The sequence below is a fragment of the Clostridium sp. OS1-26 genome (assembly GCF_030915445.1).
Lineage (GTDB): Bacteria > Bacillota > Clostridia > Clostridiales > Clostridiaceae > Clostridium_AM.
Window position 1 is genome coordinate 2,976,950 of the sequence record NZ_CP133264.1, and the last position, 15,102, is coordinate 2,992,051.

General features: G+C 29.9%; 17 protein-coding genes and 1 pseudogene. 16 read left to right on the top strand and 2 right to left on the bottom strand.

Annotation, left to right across the window (positions count from 1 at the left end; genetic code table 11):
- Positions 1-44 precede the first annotated feature (44 nt).
- The gene (locus RCG18_RS14525; protein WP_308036765.1) at positions 45-308 is read left to right on the top strand and encodes a hypothetical protein; all 264 of its coding nucleotides are present in this window, start codon (positions 45-47) and stop codon (positions 306-308) included.
- A 12-nt stretch (positions 309-320) separates the two neighbouring features.
- Here the strand turns inward: RCG18_RS14525 and RCG18_RS14530 are convergent, their stop codons facing one another.
- Positions 321-944 carry a GyrI-like domain-containing protein gene (locus RCG18_RS14530; protein ID WP_308036766.1) on the bottom strand — a complete coding sequence of 208 codons (624 nt, stop codon included), beginning with the start codon at positions 942-944 and terminating at the stop codon, positions 321-323.
- 78 nt (positions 945-1,022) lie between these two features.
- On the opposite strand from RCG18_RS14530, the pseudogene RCG18_RS29075 reads away from it, so the two are divergent.
- Positions 1,023-1,217: pseudogene (locus RCG18_RS29075) on the top strand (ferritin-like domain-containing protein); the annotation flags it as partial.
- Here the strand turns inward: RCG18_RS29075 and RCG18_RS14535 are convergent.
- A complete protein-coding gene (locus RCG18_RS14535; protein WP_308036767.1) occupies positions 1,217-1,903 on the bottom strand; it encodes a winged helix-turn-helix domain-containing protein in 687 nt (228 codons plus the stop codon). The pseudogene RCG18_RS29075 and the gene RCG18_RS14535 sit on opposite strands and share 1 nt — an antisense overlap.
- A 128-nt stretch (positions 1,904-2,031) precedes the next feature.
- Here RCG18_RS14535 and RCG18_RS14540 point away from each other — a divergent pair, with 128 nt between their 5' ends.
- From RCG18_RS14540 to RCG18_RS14605, 14 genes are all read left to right on the top strand, one after another.
- The gene (locus RCG18_RS14540) at positions 2,032-2,871 is read left to right on the top strand and encodes an isocitrate lyase/phosphoenolpyruvate mutase family protein (protein WP_308036768.1); all 840 of its coding nucleotides are present in this window, start codon (positions 2,032-2,034) and stop codon (positions 2,869-2,871) included.
- A 225-nt stretch (positions 2,872-3,096) separates the two neighbouring features.
- On the top strand, positions 3,097-3,225 hold the full coding sequence (locus tag RCG18_RS14545) for a hypothetical protein (RefSeq protein ID WP_308036769.1): 129 nt from the start codon (positions 3,097-3,099) through the stop codon (positions 3,223-3,225).
- 371 nt (positions 3,226-3,596) lie between these two features.
- Entirely contained in the window at positions 3,597-4,226 is a 630-nt protein-coding gene (locus tag RCG18_RS14550) for a DUF1847 domain-containing protein (RefSeq protein ID WP_308036770.1), read from the top strand.
- A gap of 375 nt (positions 4,227-4,601) precedes the next feature.
- Positions 4,602-5,381, top strand: coding sequence for an NAD(P)H-dependent oxidoreductase (locus RCG18_RS14555; protein ID WP_308036771.1), 780 nt, complete (start codon positions 4,602-4,604; stop codon positions 5,379-5,381).
- A gap of 341 nt (positions 5,382-5,722) precedes the next feature.
- Entirely contained in the window at positions 5,723-6,511 is a 789-nt protein-coding gene (locus RCG18_RS14560; RefSeq protein ID WP_308036772.1) for a GNAT family N-acetyltransferase, read from the top strand.
- A 109-nt stretch (positions 6,512-6,620) separates the two neighbouring features.
- On the top strand, positions 6,621-6,857 hold the full coding sequence (locus tag RCG18_RS14565) for a DUF2164 domain-containing protein (protein ID WP_308036773.1): 237 nt from the start codon (positions 6,621-6,623) through the stop codon (positions 6,855-6,857).
- 82 nt (positions 6,858-6,939) lie between these two features.
- The gene (locus RCG18_RS14570; protein WP_308036774.1) at positions 6,940-7,404 is read left to right on the top strand and encodes a GyrI-like domain-containing protein; all 465 of its coding nucleotides are present in this window, start codon (positions 6,940-6,942) and stop codon (positions 7,402-7,404) included.
- A 269-nt stretch (positions 7,405-7,673) separates the two neighbouring features.
- Complete coding sequence (locus tag RCG18_RS14575; protein WP_308036775.1) at positions 7,674-8,279, top strand: dienelactone hydrolase family protein; 606 nt, start codon at positions 7,674-7,676, stop codon at positions 8,277-8,279.
- Positions 8,280-8,611: 332 nt separating this feature from the next.
- Positions 8,612-9,109, top strand: coding sequence for a DUF3796 domain-containing protein (locus tag RCG18_RS14580; RefSeq protein WP_308036776.1), 498 nt, complete (start codon positions 8,612-8,614; stop codon positions 9,107-9,109).
- Positions 9,110-9,111: 2 nt separating this feature from the next.
- Positions 9,112-9,312 (top strand): helix-turn-helix transcriptional regulator, encoded by a 201-nt coding sequence (locus tag RCG18_RS14585; RefSeq protein ID WP_308036777.1) that lies wholly within the window; start codon positions 9,112-9,114, stop codon positions 9,310-9,312.
- A gap of 519 nt (positions 9,313-9,831) precedes the next feature.
- On the top strand, positions 9,832-10,521 hold the full coding sequence (locus RCG18_RS14590) for a CAP domain-containing protein (protein WP_308036778.1): 690 nt from the start codon (positions 9,832-9,834) through the stop codon (positions 10,519-10,521).
- 262 nt (positions 10,522-10,783) lie between these two features.
- Positions 10,784-11,152, top strand: a complete 369-nt coding sequence (locus tag RCG18_RS14595; protein ID WP_308036779.1) for a hypothetical protein — start codon at positions 10,784-10,786, stop codon at positions 11,150-11,152.
- A gap of 291 nt (positions 11,153-11,443) precedes the next feature.
- Complete coding sequence (locus tag RCG18_RS14600) at positions 11,444-12,256, top strand: alpha/beta hydrolase (RefSeq protein ID WP_308036780.1); 813 nt, start codon at positions 11,444-11,446, stop codon at positions 12,254-12,256.
- 404 nt (positions 12,257-12,660) lie between these two features.
- A complete protein-coding gene (locus RCG18_RS14605; protein ID WP_308036781.1) occupies positions 12,661-14,946 on the top strand; it encodes a cell wall-binding repeat-containing protein in 2,286 nt (761 codons plus the stop codon).
- The last annotated feature ends 156 nt before the right edge of the window (positions 14,947-15,102 follow it).

Below are 15,102 nucleotides of genomic sequence, written 5' to 3' on the forward strand. Positions count from 1 at the left end.
AAGAGACAACAAGTAGAAATTCTTGTTGTCTTTTGATTATAAATATGGAGGTGGTTATCATCAACATTGAAGATAGAAAATCATCAAGTTATATTATAGGAATTTTTCTACCAGTATTAATAGTAATGCTAGTTATTTTATATGAAGTTATATTTGACTGTTTTAATAAATACACTACTATAATAACGAACACATTTATCTTTTTCATGTGGATTAATATAGGAGTTAGAGAAATTGCTATTAATAAAAATAAAATAGGATATTATATTCTCTCAACTTTTTTAGCAATTATGATGATTCTATATTAAATAATACACTTACTATTTATGACAAACTATATATCTTAGAACTGTTTTTAATTTAGGCTTCGCAGTCTTTCTTGTATCTGAAATATAAATCTCTCTGTGTCTTAGAGTTGTTATTTGAAGATTATTTTCTTTTATAAATTTTTTCATCTGTTCAAAACTTTTTGGTTCATCATCATATGAGCCTATATGCATCATTTGAACAGATAATCCATCTTCCATTGTTTCAAAAGTTACATCATCTAATAAAGGATGATTTTTTTTCTTCCTAACATTTTCAAAGGCTTTATGAGCTACTTCTTGTGTTACAAAATCAGGTTGTCTAATCATTATAGTATATAGCAATTCGTTTTTATTTAATGTATCAGATTGTTTACCGGTTTCCGTTAAGTCCCATATACCTTCAAGTGGATAGACAGTATACTCATAGTAACCATCTGGAGTATAGCCTTGTTTTGGCATCATTCTAACGGCATAGGCTAAAGAATATAAAACACCTATTTTTTCGGAGAATTCTTCACCATTTGGGTTTCCTTTTCCACTTATCATAAAAAAATTTTGTTTTGGTACTGTTATTAATTCAGGCTTCTCTTTCGGTAAATATAAATTCTTCTCCTGCCTTTTCCATTCGAATTTCAAAATATCCCTTCTCTCTATTAAGTTTATAAACAAAATGTATCATACTAAATATGACATCATATTGTCGTATTATATAATATTTATATAAATAATTCATATGGACAGCCGCAAGGAATTGCGATACTTAATATAAATAAATTAAGGGAGATATTAATAGCTGAAATTGATGCGATAAATGGTTATGCTAACCATATTGCAAATTCAAACATGGAAGACATTAATGCAGCCTGGAAAAGTATCATGGGAGATGAAAAAAAACACTATGGTTGTATTCAAAAATCTATATCCCACTTTTTAGATAGTTGTTCTTTACCTTTAATTGTTAACTTAATAGCTCTACTATTTTCAGTACGCTCTATCCATTGATTATTAAAAAATATATTCATTAGAGCTTTTCCTACACTACCAGCTACGTGATGTTTTCTCTCACTCCAATCTAAACACATTCTGCAGTAGCATCTTTTTTCTTTCTTTAATAACTCAATGCTTACTCCATTGGACTCAAAAAAATTTTCCCCTTCTATACTTAAGTTCCAACCAGCCTCTGATTTTACAATATAATTTTTTTCAAGTAACCAATCAGTAATTTGTACTCCTATTTTTCCAGCTAAATGATCATAGCAAACCCTACCTGAATATAACATCTGATTTTCAATACTTTGATTTAATGACCTTGAAGGTTTTAAAGGAGAAATTTGAAGCCAACTCTCAAGCATTTGAGCCAACTCTTTATTACTTATTTGATAATAATGAAATCGTCCATGTTTTTCCATAAATATCCATTGTAATTCAGTAAGCTTTGCTAAATGATAAGAAGCAGTATGAGATTTAATTCCAGCAATTCTAGCTAACTCATTAACAGTGTGAAATTCACCATCCATCATCACCATAAGAATGGTAGAGCGTGATTTATCAGCTAAAATTTCAGCTAATTGCGATATTTGTGGAGTTCCAGTCATATATATATCCTCCTGATAATTTCATATATCGATGAGCATTGATGTATCTATAGTATATAATAAATTATGCAAATTGTACAAAGAATGAGTTTATAGATAATAAAAATACTTATGGAATGAGGTGAAATATGGATATTACAAAGCAATTATACTTAGCAAAACAATTTCAAGAAATTCACCATCGGAATAAAATGTTTATTCTTCCTAATGCGTGGGATGTTGGTAGTGCAGTTATATATGAAAAATTTAATTTTCCAGCAGTTGGAACAACAAGTGCTGGATTCGCTTATAGTTTAGGTTATTCTGATGGAGAAAAAATTGACTTTGAACATATTGTTCAAATAGTAAAGCAAATAACTCAAAGGATATCTATTCCTGTGAGTGTAGACATTGAATTAGGTTATGCTGACACAATTGATGGAATAGTGGAAAATGTAACTAAGATTATTGAAGCTGGAGCAGTTGGAATCAACATTGAAGATGGCTATTCCAACCAAACTCCTTATCTAGAAGATTTGGATATTCAAATAAAAAAAATCCAGGCTATATCTAAGCTTAAAGAGAAATTGGGAATTCCTTTTGTTATTAATGCCAGAACTTGCGTGTTTTTTATTAAAGCAGGAAAAGAGGAAGAAAGGTTATCTATTGCTATTGAAAGAGGCAATGCTTTTCATAAATCAGGTGCTGATTGTATTTTTATACCTGGTGCAATTGAAGAATATAATATTTCAAAATTAATAGAAAATATTCCTGCACCTATTAATATTCTTGCTACACCTATGACAAATAATTTAGAAAACTTAGAACGATTAGGAGTTAGACGATTAAGCCTTGGCTCTGCTCCGATTAGAGCCGCTTATTCAAATCTAATAGAAACAGTAAAGCAGATACAGGATGAAAACAAAATTTCAAAATTACTGGATCACGATTTTTCTTACGAAATAGCTAATAAGATATTTGCACGTTAATTATATAAATATAACTCAAGTACATAAATACTGTTTATATTAATAAAATTAAAAACATGGAGGGGATGAGAAGATGTTAAAGCAGTGGAAGGTTTGAATACTACTTTTTAATGAAGTTGAGGTATTGGATTTTGTAGGTCCATTTGAGGTTTTTTCACTTACTACATATACAGAATCTAACTTAAAGTTCAGCGCAATGTTAAGTTCGTAGATGAAACCTCAATTATGACATTAGGTGGTATATCTGCTGGAATTAATATGTCATTTCATATTATTAAAAAACTTTTAGAAGAAGAAATAGCTAATGCTACAGCTAAAAGGATGGAGTATGACATTGATATTCAAAGCATCTAATCAATGATAATTATTAGCAATGCTCTTGCCTGTAGTCATAATTAAAAAACGAATAATTTACTGAAGCACCGCATTATTCGATTTTTAATTATGCGGTGTTTTTCTGCCGAAATACAAAAACTATGCGCAATATCAAGAGCAGAAATTCTCCTTTGTTTTATCACTTATTAGATTAATGATTAATATGAAAATAAAGCGACATAACTTTTGAAAATGAAAATATGAAAAATGTTCTTTGAAAATTGAATAATGCGGTGTTAATAAGTAAAAATAACTATGTGAAATTATGTAAATATGATATAGTTATCATTAGTTAACTGAAAATGGTAATTTGTGATGACATATTTTTAACATTAATGGGAGGGTTAAATATGTATACTTGTGCTATGTGTAGTGAAAATTATTGTAAAAAAGGAGAACTTGAAAAATTACCCCGTAATTGTCCATGCAGTGAAAAAGAAGAACAAGAAAAAATAAAGAAATTATATAATGAAGAGCAAAATTATAAATTAGCATATAACTCAGCATTAGTTGAAGCAGAAGGATACTGTAAAAACACAAGACTTGAAGAGATAATGGATTTTGCAAATAAGTGTAATTTTAAAAAGTTAGGAGTAGCTTTCTGTGTAGGTTTAAATAAAGAAGCAAAAATATTATGTTCAATATTAAAAAATAATGGGTTTGAGGTTAATTCAGTTGCATGTAAAAATGGAAGCATACCTAAAGAATTTTTAAATATTAAAGATAGTGAAAAAGTAAGCCCAGGTACTTACGAGCCAATGTGTAATCCTATAGGACAAGCAATATTTTTAAATGAATCTAAAACAGAACTTAATATAATTTTAGGTTTATGCGTAGGGCATGATACTTTATTTATAAAGTATTCCAATGCACCTATAACTGTTTTTGCAGTAAAGGATAGAGTTTTAGGTCATAATCCATTAGCTGTAATTTATCAAGCAGAAGCGTACTATAAAAATAAATTATTTCCACAAAAATAATAAGTCGTATTCACCTCAAAACTTGATACTCAAACAGATGTATATAATAAAAATTTCGAAATATTCTCATTTGAGGTAACAATCGAAAAATGAACAATTTATAAATACACCGCATTATTCAAAATTGAATTCTGTGGTGTTTTTTCTCCTCAATTCAAAAATTAGCTGCATGAGTTGAAAATAAAGCGACATAACTTTTGAAAATAGGAATACGAACAATGTTCTTTGAAAATTGAATAATGCGATGTTAAAAAGAAATATTCATATTTGTTACAAAAGTGGTAATACATGTTGAGATGGCGTGATATAATTAACATTAGTTAAGTCAAAATAGTAAAATTTAATGAAAAGAATTTGTATTTAGAGAGGTCAAAAATGAAAAAGGTTACCATTTTTATCGGGAGTCCGGGAAAGCAGTCAACTTATCAAGCTGTTGAAGAATTTGTCACAAACTTCAAGGCACACGTGGAGATTAATTTTGAGTATGTTTTTTTAAATGACTATAACCTTGGAAATTGCAAAGGTTGTAAGTTATGCTTTAACAAAGGAGAGGAATACTGTCCGTTGAAAGATGATCGAGATTTACTAATTGAGAAAATAAACAATTCAGATGGAATAATTTTTGCCACCCCTAATTACGCATTTAATGTAACGGCGATTATGAAGAACTTTTTAGATCGGTTATCCTTTATTTTCCACCGTCCACGTTTTTTTAGTAAGGCCTTCATGGCTATTGTTTTTCAAGGAATATACGGAGGAGCTGCTATTGTAAAATATCTAGAAACCATAGGAGAGAACTTGGGATTTCACGTGGCAAAAGGATGTTGTTTGACGGCATTAGAGCCTAGAACAGCAATTGAACAGAAAAAAATAACGCAAGAACTCAATAAGGCCTCCGTAAGATTTTACAAGGAACTTATGCGTACCACGCCACTAACTCCTTCTTTTTTCAAGCTGATGATATTTCGAATGAGCCGTACAAATATAAGTATAATTCTGGATGAAAAATTCCGAGATTATCGCTATTTTAAAGAAAAAGGTTGGTTTGAGTCTGATTATTATTATGATGTTTCATTAGGGATCATTAAAAAGCTGACAGGTCGATTCTTTGATTTTTTAGGAAAACAGGTGGCTACGCATAAACTTCGAACTTAGCAAATTGCCATAAGGCTTTAAGAAAGGAAGCATATAAAAGATTTATGTGAGGATCTTTTTTTAGTAAGTAATATAATTTATGTTACGACTTCTCCTTATTTAATGACCAAACTATAAAAAACGAATAATTTGTTTAACATCGTATTATTCAGAAACGAATTTTACAGTGTTTTTACGTCACACTTCAAATACTATGCGTAATATCAAGAGCAGAAATGCTCTTTTGTTTTTATGTTATAATTTTTATAATGGGTAAGTCAAAAAGATAATGTAATATGACATATTGTTGTCACATTCATAATGGTATTATTAAGTCATGATTAATGAAAGGAGTTGCCAACATGAATGACTCAAGAGAAATTATAACTTTAAATAAAGAAAACATTGATACTGAACATATTTGCTGCGCTATATCAGATAAAAAATGTACTGAAGGATATCTGAAGAAAAAGGAATGGCTGAAACAACAGATTTCAAAGGGATATGTGTTCAAGAAATTTAATGTTAAACATAAAGTCTTTATTGAATACTGCCCATCTGATATAGCTTGGTTACCTATTACTGCACCAAACTATATGGTGATAAATTGTTTTTGGGTTGCAGGACAATATGCCGGAAAGGGATATGGAAAAAGGCTTTTAGAGAACTGCATGAAAGACTCTGCAGATAAGGATGGAATTGTAGTTCTTACAAGTAGTAAAAAGAAATCATATATTTCAGATAAGAAGTTCTTCATAAGGCAAGGCTTTGAAGTTTGTGATACAGCTCCTCCATATTTTGAGTTATTAGTTTATAAAAATAATCCTAATGCCATAAGCCCTACCTTTAATCAATCTGCTAAAGAAAATGTCTGCAGCAATAAAAATGGCTTAACAGTATATTATTCAAACTGTTGTCCTTTTACCGAATATTACACTAATACAGTGTTAAGAGAATTGGCAAGCAGAGAAGGCATACCATTAGAGATCATTAAGATTGATAATAAAGAACAGGTGAATGATCTGCCATCAGCTTTTAGTATTTATAGTGTGTTTTATAAGGGTAAATTTATTACTCATGAGATTTTAAATGAAACAAAATTCAATAAAGTCATAGATGGTATAAAGAATGGTGTATACGATAAAAAGTAGAAATATAATTTTCAAATATATGGTATAATTGTTTTAGAGTGTTTAGTTCATACTTGTAATTTATTGTAGCTTAAATATGAAGAAAGATAATTTTAGATGGAGGTACGGTATGATGGATAAAAGTAAAATCAAGTTAACTAAAGAGAAAAAGGAAGAAATGGTTTCTGCAATAAAGAACTATTTTCTAAATGAAAGAGAAGAAGAAATAGGTGATTTGGCCTCAAATTTGATGCTAAACTTTATTATTGAAGAATTAGCACCAGAATTTTATAATCAAGGGGTTTATGATTCTTACAAATATATGAATGACAGAAGCGAGGATTTATTGTCTATTCAAATATATTAACTTGTATAGCCTTTACAATTATAATATAACATTCTTGCTAGGTATAAAAATAAAAATTTAAAAAAGTAAGGAGAAGTGTTTTATGGAACCAAAAATTATAGTTGATAAAGAATTTAAAATTATTGGCTTAAAAAAGTTGATTAAACCAGGAAGTGAAGCAATACCTGATTTGTGGAGTAATTTTTTTTCAAGGAGATGTGAGATAAAAAATGAAGCAAAACCGGATATTGCTCTTGGTTTAAGTGAGTGCCTGAGTATTAAGGCTGATAGTGAGTTTAATTATTGTGCTTGTGTAGAGGTAACTGACTTTAATGGTATTCCAAAAGGAATGATAGCTAAAACAATTTCTCCTTCAAAGTATGCGGTGTTTACTCATAAGGGACCAATGACCGAACGAAATAAGACACTTAACTACATATATGTCACCTGGTTACCAGGCTCAGGGTATGAGTTGGCTGAAACTGATATAATAGAATTGTATGATTCAAGGTCAATTGACATTTCAAGTCCTAATTGTGAGTTTGATATTTATATTCCTCTTAAATAGGATATAATTTCGTTAAATTTTTCGAAAGCCTAGACGTAGACTTATGCGTTTTGGCTTTTTTATTTTTTATATAGAAACTGAAGAAAATAAGCAATTTATAAAAGTATTCTGTTATTGAAAATTGAATTCTATGCTATGATTACCAGTAATCGATATGAAGTAATAAAAAATTAACTATAGATATCTAACTTAAGTATTTGACTTATCTACCGGGATATGTAAGTTAATTATCAAGGTTATTTATCTATAATCACTTTGAGGAGGATTATATGAAAATTATAAATAATTCTGATTCTGTAATAATAGTATTACATGAAATATACGGAATTAATCAACATATACAGAGAGTTTGTGAGAGGTTTTCTATGGACGGATATGATATTATTTGTCCAAACCTAATTAATCTGATCCAACCTTTTAATTACGATTTGCAGGAAGAAGCTTATCAATATTTTATGAATAATATTGGGTTTGAATCAGCAGTTGATCAAGTAAAACAGCTGATTATACAAGTAAAAAAGCAATATAAATACATATATTTATTAGGCTATAGCATAGGTGCAACAATTGCATGGTTATGTAGCGATGAAGAAAATATGTGCAGTGGTATCATGGGATATTATGGTTCACGAATTAGAGACTACATGAATATCACTCCCAAATGTCCAGTTTTACTGATTTTCCCCACTGAAGAAAATTCATTTAATGTACAAGAATTAGTTGATTCCTTAAAAAAACGGAATATTAATGTTCATATATTAGGCGGAAAACATGGATTTAGTGATCCATTTTCTAAGAACTATCGTGGGCAGTCATCCCAAAAATCAGAAAGGTTAATAGATAACTTTTTAAAGAAGATAAATCATAGTTGCTAAATATAGGGGTGCTACTGAGCAATATGAAAAAATTATGAAATAACTTTAAATATAAAAACAAGAACAATGTTCTTTGCTACGAGAATAGATCTAAGGTCTATTTTAATTGACAACTGTGAAGCAACTCATGGAACGTTGAAAACTGAATATTATGGTATCAGAAAATAAAAAAATTTTCATGTTAAATGAAAAGAAATATGAGAGTATACAAATTTACCTTGTAAAAATATCCAGTGATTTCATTTGTTATAATTATTTACAAAACTAACCTAATGTGATATATTTATAACATAAAGTGATAATTATATCACATGTATAGGAGGATTGTTTTAATGGAAAACAAATTGGGATATTTAGGTTTCTTGGGGACTATCGGCATTTTAGGGCTATTGATTCATAATTTTTTCTGTAGTTTATTTTTAGTATTTTTCTTTTTCTTTATCTATGCTAAAGGAATGAAAAACAAATTGGGATATTTAGGACTCTTGGGCACTATCGGCATTTTAGGGATATTGATCCATAGTTTTTTCTGTAGTGTATTTTTGGTGTTTTTCTTTTTCCTTACCTATGCAAAAGTAATTCCAGATGAATTATTTAAGGAAAATGTTAAAAAGTCAGCACTAAATGCTTTCACAGTAAACATGATGATTAATGCTGTTATTATGGTAGTATGTTTTAGCATCACTAACTTTTATCAATTCTCTACACCAAACAGTAGCATGTTGATGTTTAGCGTTGTTGCTTTTGTTTTAAACTTTATAATTAGTATATTAACATTTGTTTTTACTCTAATGATTTATGGTCATAAAGAAAAGGCCGGATTGGAATAGATATGGAACTTAAAACAAAAATAAAAGAATATCGTGCAAAATTTAATATAAAACAAGAAGAGTTGGCAAGCTTTGTAGGAGTAAGGCGTGAAACTATTGGGAAATTAGAAAATGGTAAATATAATCCATCTTTAAAATTGGCAATGGATATAGCAAAGGTATTTCATACAACAGTTGAGGAATTATTTGAATTTCATGATTGATTGCAAGTTATGAGCATTATTATTAAAAGATATGTGTCACCTCAATTTATTTACTAGTCAGCTTAGGTTATTTAACCATTTTTAAAATAACTCTATCAGATAAAAACGCTAATGTTAAATATTTCAGAAATAGATAATAAAAATGAAGCTGTTTCAAAATAGAAAGTAATTTCTATGGCGAGATAGCCTTTTTATTTTTATACACTTTTTTACTAAACTAAATGATTATTAAACTTATATAGTTTTGAAAATTTTACTTTAGATATATTAAAACAAGAATAATTAATTTGATTTATGTGGGAATATGAAACTATGTTACCATAATTTTCTGAAATTTTTTTCAAATGTTTTTAGTTCATTTACAAAATAGAGGCATTATGTTCATATTTATTATTTATACTCTAAAATAAGTTTTTTAAATATAGTAAAAAACTGAACAAGAAATTATACTAAGTTTTTTTCTCAAAGGACTTTAATATAATTTCTTGATAAACAAAAAATTTTAGGAGGTTTTACTTTATGAATAAAAGTGTTAAATCAATAATTGCAACACTAATTATCGCAGGAAGTATAACAACTACTATACCTACTATGGCAAAAGCAGCTGAAACTAATTGTACTGCTTCAGCAACTCAACAAATTTGGTTGAAAGACATTTTAAATAAATATCCTCAATTTAAAAACTGGACAGTTGTTACTTCAGAAAAGCAAACTACAACTACTACTAATTCGTCAACAGCTACCCAACCTACAACTAGCACAAAGCCAAATACTACACCTACGCAATCAACACAAAATAATGGACAAGCTTCAACTATAAGTGAGGAAGCAAGTGAAGTAATCAGGTTAGTTAATGTAGAGAGAAGCAAAAATGGACTAGCTCCACTTAAGGCTAATGCCGAATTATCTAAAGTAGCAACAGTCAAAGCTCAAGATATGATTGATAAAAACTATTTCAGCCATACTTCACCTACTTATGGTTCACCTTTTGATATGATGAAAAAATTTGGTATTAACTATACAGCAGCAGGTGAAAATATTGCATACGGTCAGAAAACTCCTGCTGAAGTAATGAATGGATGGATGAATTCTTCAGGTCATAGAGCAAACATATTAAATTCTAACTATACAGAAATTGGAGTTGGAGTTGCTAAAGATAAAAACGGAACTCCATATTGGGTTCAGATGTTTATAACTCCTGTTAAATAACTACACTTAATACTATTAATGGTTTAAATATAGAATTAGATAATATTTAAAAAGGTGCTGTTTCAAAAGCCAAAATCTATGAAAAATTTATATTAAGACTTGTGATAATTGATGTAAAAATAGGGCTTAACACTGAAATCAATTCTGTTTTCGGTGTTAAATCCCTTATTTTGTAAGTAACTAAAAAATATTTTGTTCACACTTGTAAGATTTTATGAACTAATAACAACTTAAATAGAAATGCAGTAGGAGTGAAAATGTTATGGAATTGAAAGATACAATTAAGCAGGAAATCATAAATATTTATAAATTATTTGTATTTAAAGGCTATGAAACATTAAAAAGAAGATATTTATCTGATGGCAGGGAAATTGAAGATTTTATTAGATCCCTCCATGAATACTGGGAGTTTTGGGAAGAAGAAGGTACAGTAACTATGCCCCCGATAGACGAATTTAATAATATTGAAATTATAGAACTTGATACACCCAGAAGTGCTTTAAGGGAGTTTTGTGTAACTTTTGATTTTTGGATAAATGACGGAAAGAGTGATTTAACTCTTGAATGTGATATAGAGTATTATAATCAAAACGATATGAGAGTCTATTTATATGATTTACATGTAATGTAATTTGGAGTATTTGGAGAATACTTATGTTATTCTAATAAGTTTACACTATTTTTTATTTAACGCAACAACTGGATAAACAATTTGCTAGAACACCGTATTATTCAAACTGAATTTTAGGGTGTTTTTACTTCGTAATATGAAAAAATGCGGTTTAACTATTATGAATGAAAACACGAATAACGTTCTTTGAAAGCCGAATAATGCGGTATTAAAAATCAGATATGCGATTCATTTATTTGTTTCTAAGAGAATAAGTTAATAATGAAGGAATTTTATTAATGGAGGTATTGTGTGGGATACTATATTATGGTAGAAGCAAATGTAAAAATTTATGTAGAGGATCTTAATCCAGAGGGAAAGAAAACTATCTTATTTATACACGGTTGGCCTGCAAATCATAAGTTATTCGAATATCAATTTGATCAGCTTCCACAAATGGGATATCGATGTATTGGAGTAGATATCAGAGGATTCGGCAATTCAGATAAGCCTTGGAGGGGGTACTCCTACGATCGGTTGGCAGACGATATTCGATGTGTAGTTGAAACACTTAGATTGCATGATTTTACACTCGCTGGTCACTCTGTAGGGGGAGCGATTGCCATTCGATACATGGCTCGTCATAAGGGATATGGAGTATCCAAACTTGCTCTTTTTGCCGCTGCCGCTCCTAGTTTTACCAAACGACCTGGTTTCCCTTATGGTCTTACTAAAGAAGAGGTAACTAAAATAATTCAAGATACGTATAACGATCGTCCTAAAATGCTACAGGGATTTGGAGATATGTTTTTCTTTCAGTACTTAACAGGACCTTTCTCAGATTGGTTCTTCCAATTGGGATTACAGGCAGCAGGTTGGTCCACAGCGAAGCTTGCCACTTCGCTTAGAGACGAAAACTTGTTTTCTGATCTTGGGGAAATAGAGGTTCCTACTCTAATCCTTCATGGTATTCATGACAAAGTTTGCCCATTTCCATTAGCTGTTGCTCAAAAAGAAGGAATTAAAAACTCCAAGCTTGTGCCGTTTGAAAGCAGCGGTCACGGATTGTTCTATGAACAGCGAGATAAATTTAACAAAGAATTAATGAACTTTATTGAAGAATAAAGTTTTTGTAACGTAGAACGTCTTAATAAAAATATTCAAAGCTAATAATTTATTTAAGTACCATATTATTCAAAATGAATTCTACGGTATTTTTTGTGTCGCAATACAAAAACTTTGCGTAAGATCAAGAACAGAAATGCTCTTTTTATTTTACATTTTATTAGATTAATACTTAATATGAAAATATTATGACGTAAATATTGAAAATGAAAATATGAATAATGTTTTTTGAAAACTGAGCAATACGGTATTTAAAAGCGAAATGTTTAATGTTTTGTTGTATTATATTAGTACATATATATTAAATGTACATAATTACATTTTAGTGGAAATATAGAAAAATTATAATAAAATTAACATAAATTTATATTTATGGTAAAATGTTTATGGAAAGAGGTGTTACTATGATTAGAAAAAGGTTTAAATTATCATTTATTTTTACAGTATTAGCTTTACTGTTATTTTCATCAGTTACAGTTTTTGCTTCAAGTAGTAATCAAACTATCAAACGATTGTCAGGAGCTGATAGATATGCAACTTCTGCAGCAGTTGCCTTAAGTGGATGGACTCAATCAAACTTTGCAATTCTGGCTAGTGGAGAAAATTTTCCAGATGCTATAAGTGCTGCGCCACTAGCTAAGAAATATGATGCACCAATACTTTTAAGTGAAGCTAATTCTATACCTGCAGAAACATTAAATGCAATTCAGCAGTTAAAAGTAAAGAACATTATTATTATTGGAGGTACAGGAAGTATTTCAGCAGCAGTTGAAAAACAGCTGGCTTCTTCAGGAATAGCAGTAACAAGAATATTTGGACAAGATCGTTACGAAACATGTATAAAGATAGCTGAACAGCTGGACAATGTTACTGAAATTGCAGTTGTTACAGGTGAAAGCTTTCCTGATGCTTTATCAATATCACCTATAGCTGTAAAAAGGAACATGCCTATTATATTAGTTAGTCATAATGAAATTCCTAGTGTGGTAAAAGACTATATTAACAGTCACAAATTGACTACAACCTATGTTATTGGCTCAGGAACATCATTAAATAATGCAGTGCTCAAAGGATTGTCTAATATAGAATTAGTAACAGGAGCTGACAAATATCAAATAAACTTAAATATTATTGATAAATTCAAGAGCGATTTAAATCTAGGTACAGTATATGTAGCTTCAGGTGAAGGTTTTGCAGATGCTTTAAGTGGTTCTATTTTAGCTGGGAAAAACTCTAGCCCATTACTTTTAGTGGAGAATGATCCAAGCTTTGAGAAAAAGTATTTTATTAATAATTCTATTAATGTATCAAACATTAATGTATTAGGTGGTGTAGGAGTGGTTTCGGATAATATTATTACTGAAATTCTTGGGACATCGACAACCACTATACCTTCAACGAGTCCAACTACAACCACCACAATACCTTCATCGAAACCAACTTCAACAATAGATAGAATTGAGTTTGTTTCAACTAAGTTAACTAAAACTGGCACCAACACAGCAACATTCCAATACAGGGTATTAGATAAAAATGGTGTAGACATTACTAAAAAAGTTTCAGCATCAGATATATATGCAACTGCAGCTGCAACTTCATCAATAAAATTAGACCCATCAACAGGAATAGGTACAATAACATTTGATAATCCTTCTGATGCTGATAAGCAAGTTGGTGTTTCATTAATTGATAAGGCAACTGGTAAATTTGTAAATTTGAATTTACAATATTCAGAACCAGATCCAGTTAATGTAATGGGTTTTTTACCAGTAGCTGAAATTGATTTTCCTTCCACAACCTTTACGAAGACTGATGCAAATACAGCTACTTTCAGATACAAAATATTAGATAAAAAAGGTATGGACATTACAAAAACAGTTCCAGCTTCGGATTTATTTGCAACTTCATGGATAGGTTCATCAGGTGGCCAAGTAAGCTTAAATCCTCAAACAGGAACGGGAACTATAACATACAATTTTTCTGATAATGATAAAATAATTACAGTATCGATAACATGCAATAATGGGATAGTAGGAATGGGAGCGTTATCTTCAGCTGATTCAGGAATAGGAAGCAATACAAAAGTTAATAAAATTCAGTTTGTATCAACTAACTTAACTCAGACTGGAAAGAATACAGCAACATTTGAATACAGCTTGTTAGATCAAAATGGTATTGATATTACTAAGTTAGTTCCAGCATCAGAATTAAATGCGGTTGGATCTATAAGTTCATCAATAACATTAAATCAATTCGCAGGAGTAGGTACCATAACGTTCAATACTTCTTCTGACACTAATAAAACAATTATTGTTACATTAAAAGATAACGTAACTGGTATAGCCGGAACAATAGAGTATCCTGTAATTAATCTTGGAAGTGAAAGCCCAAAAGTTAGTAAAATTGTACTTACTACAGAATATGTAATAATATATAAGGACAAAAATCAACAATTTGGAGCAGCAACATATAGAGTAGATGATCAATATGGAATGGATATTACAAATTCACAACTTACTAATAATATAAAATTCACATGTGATGTTGGCACCGTCCGCCCATCAGCTGGTGTGATTACTATAACACCTAATTCTGGCGTTGATTTAACAATGCTTAAGTCAGTGTCAATAACAGCAACTGATCCAATTAGTGGAATTTCAACAAGTAAAACGTTACCTGTTAAGTGGTAGTGACGTATTCAAACAAATTAATTATATTAGTATTACAGTAAAGTTATTAATATTAGCATTAAAGACAAATATTTTACTAAAATACCGTATTATTCAAGATAGCGGATTTTACGGTATTTTTGCGTCGTTATTCAAAAATATAATGTATTTATCGTA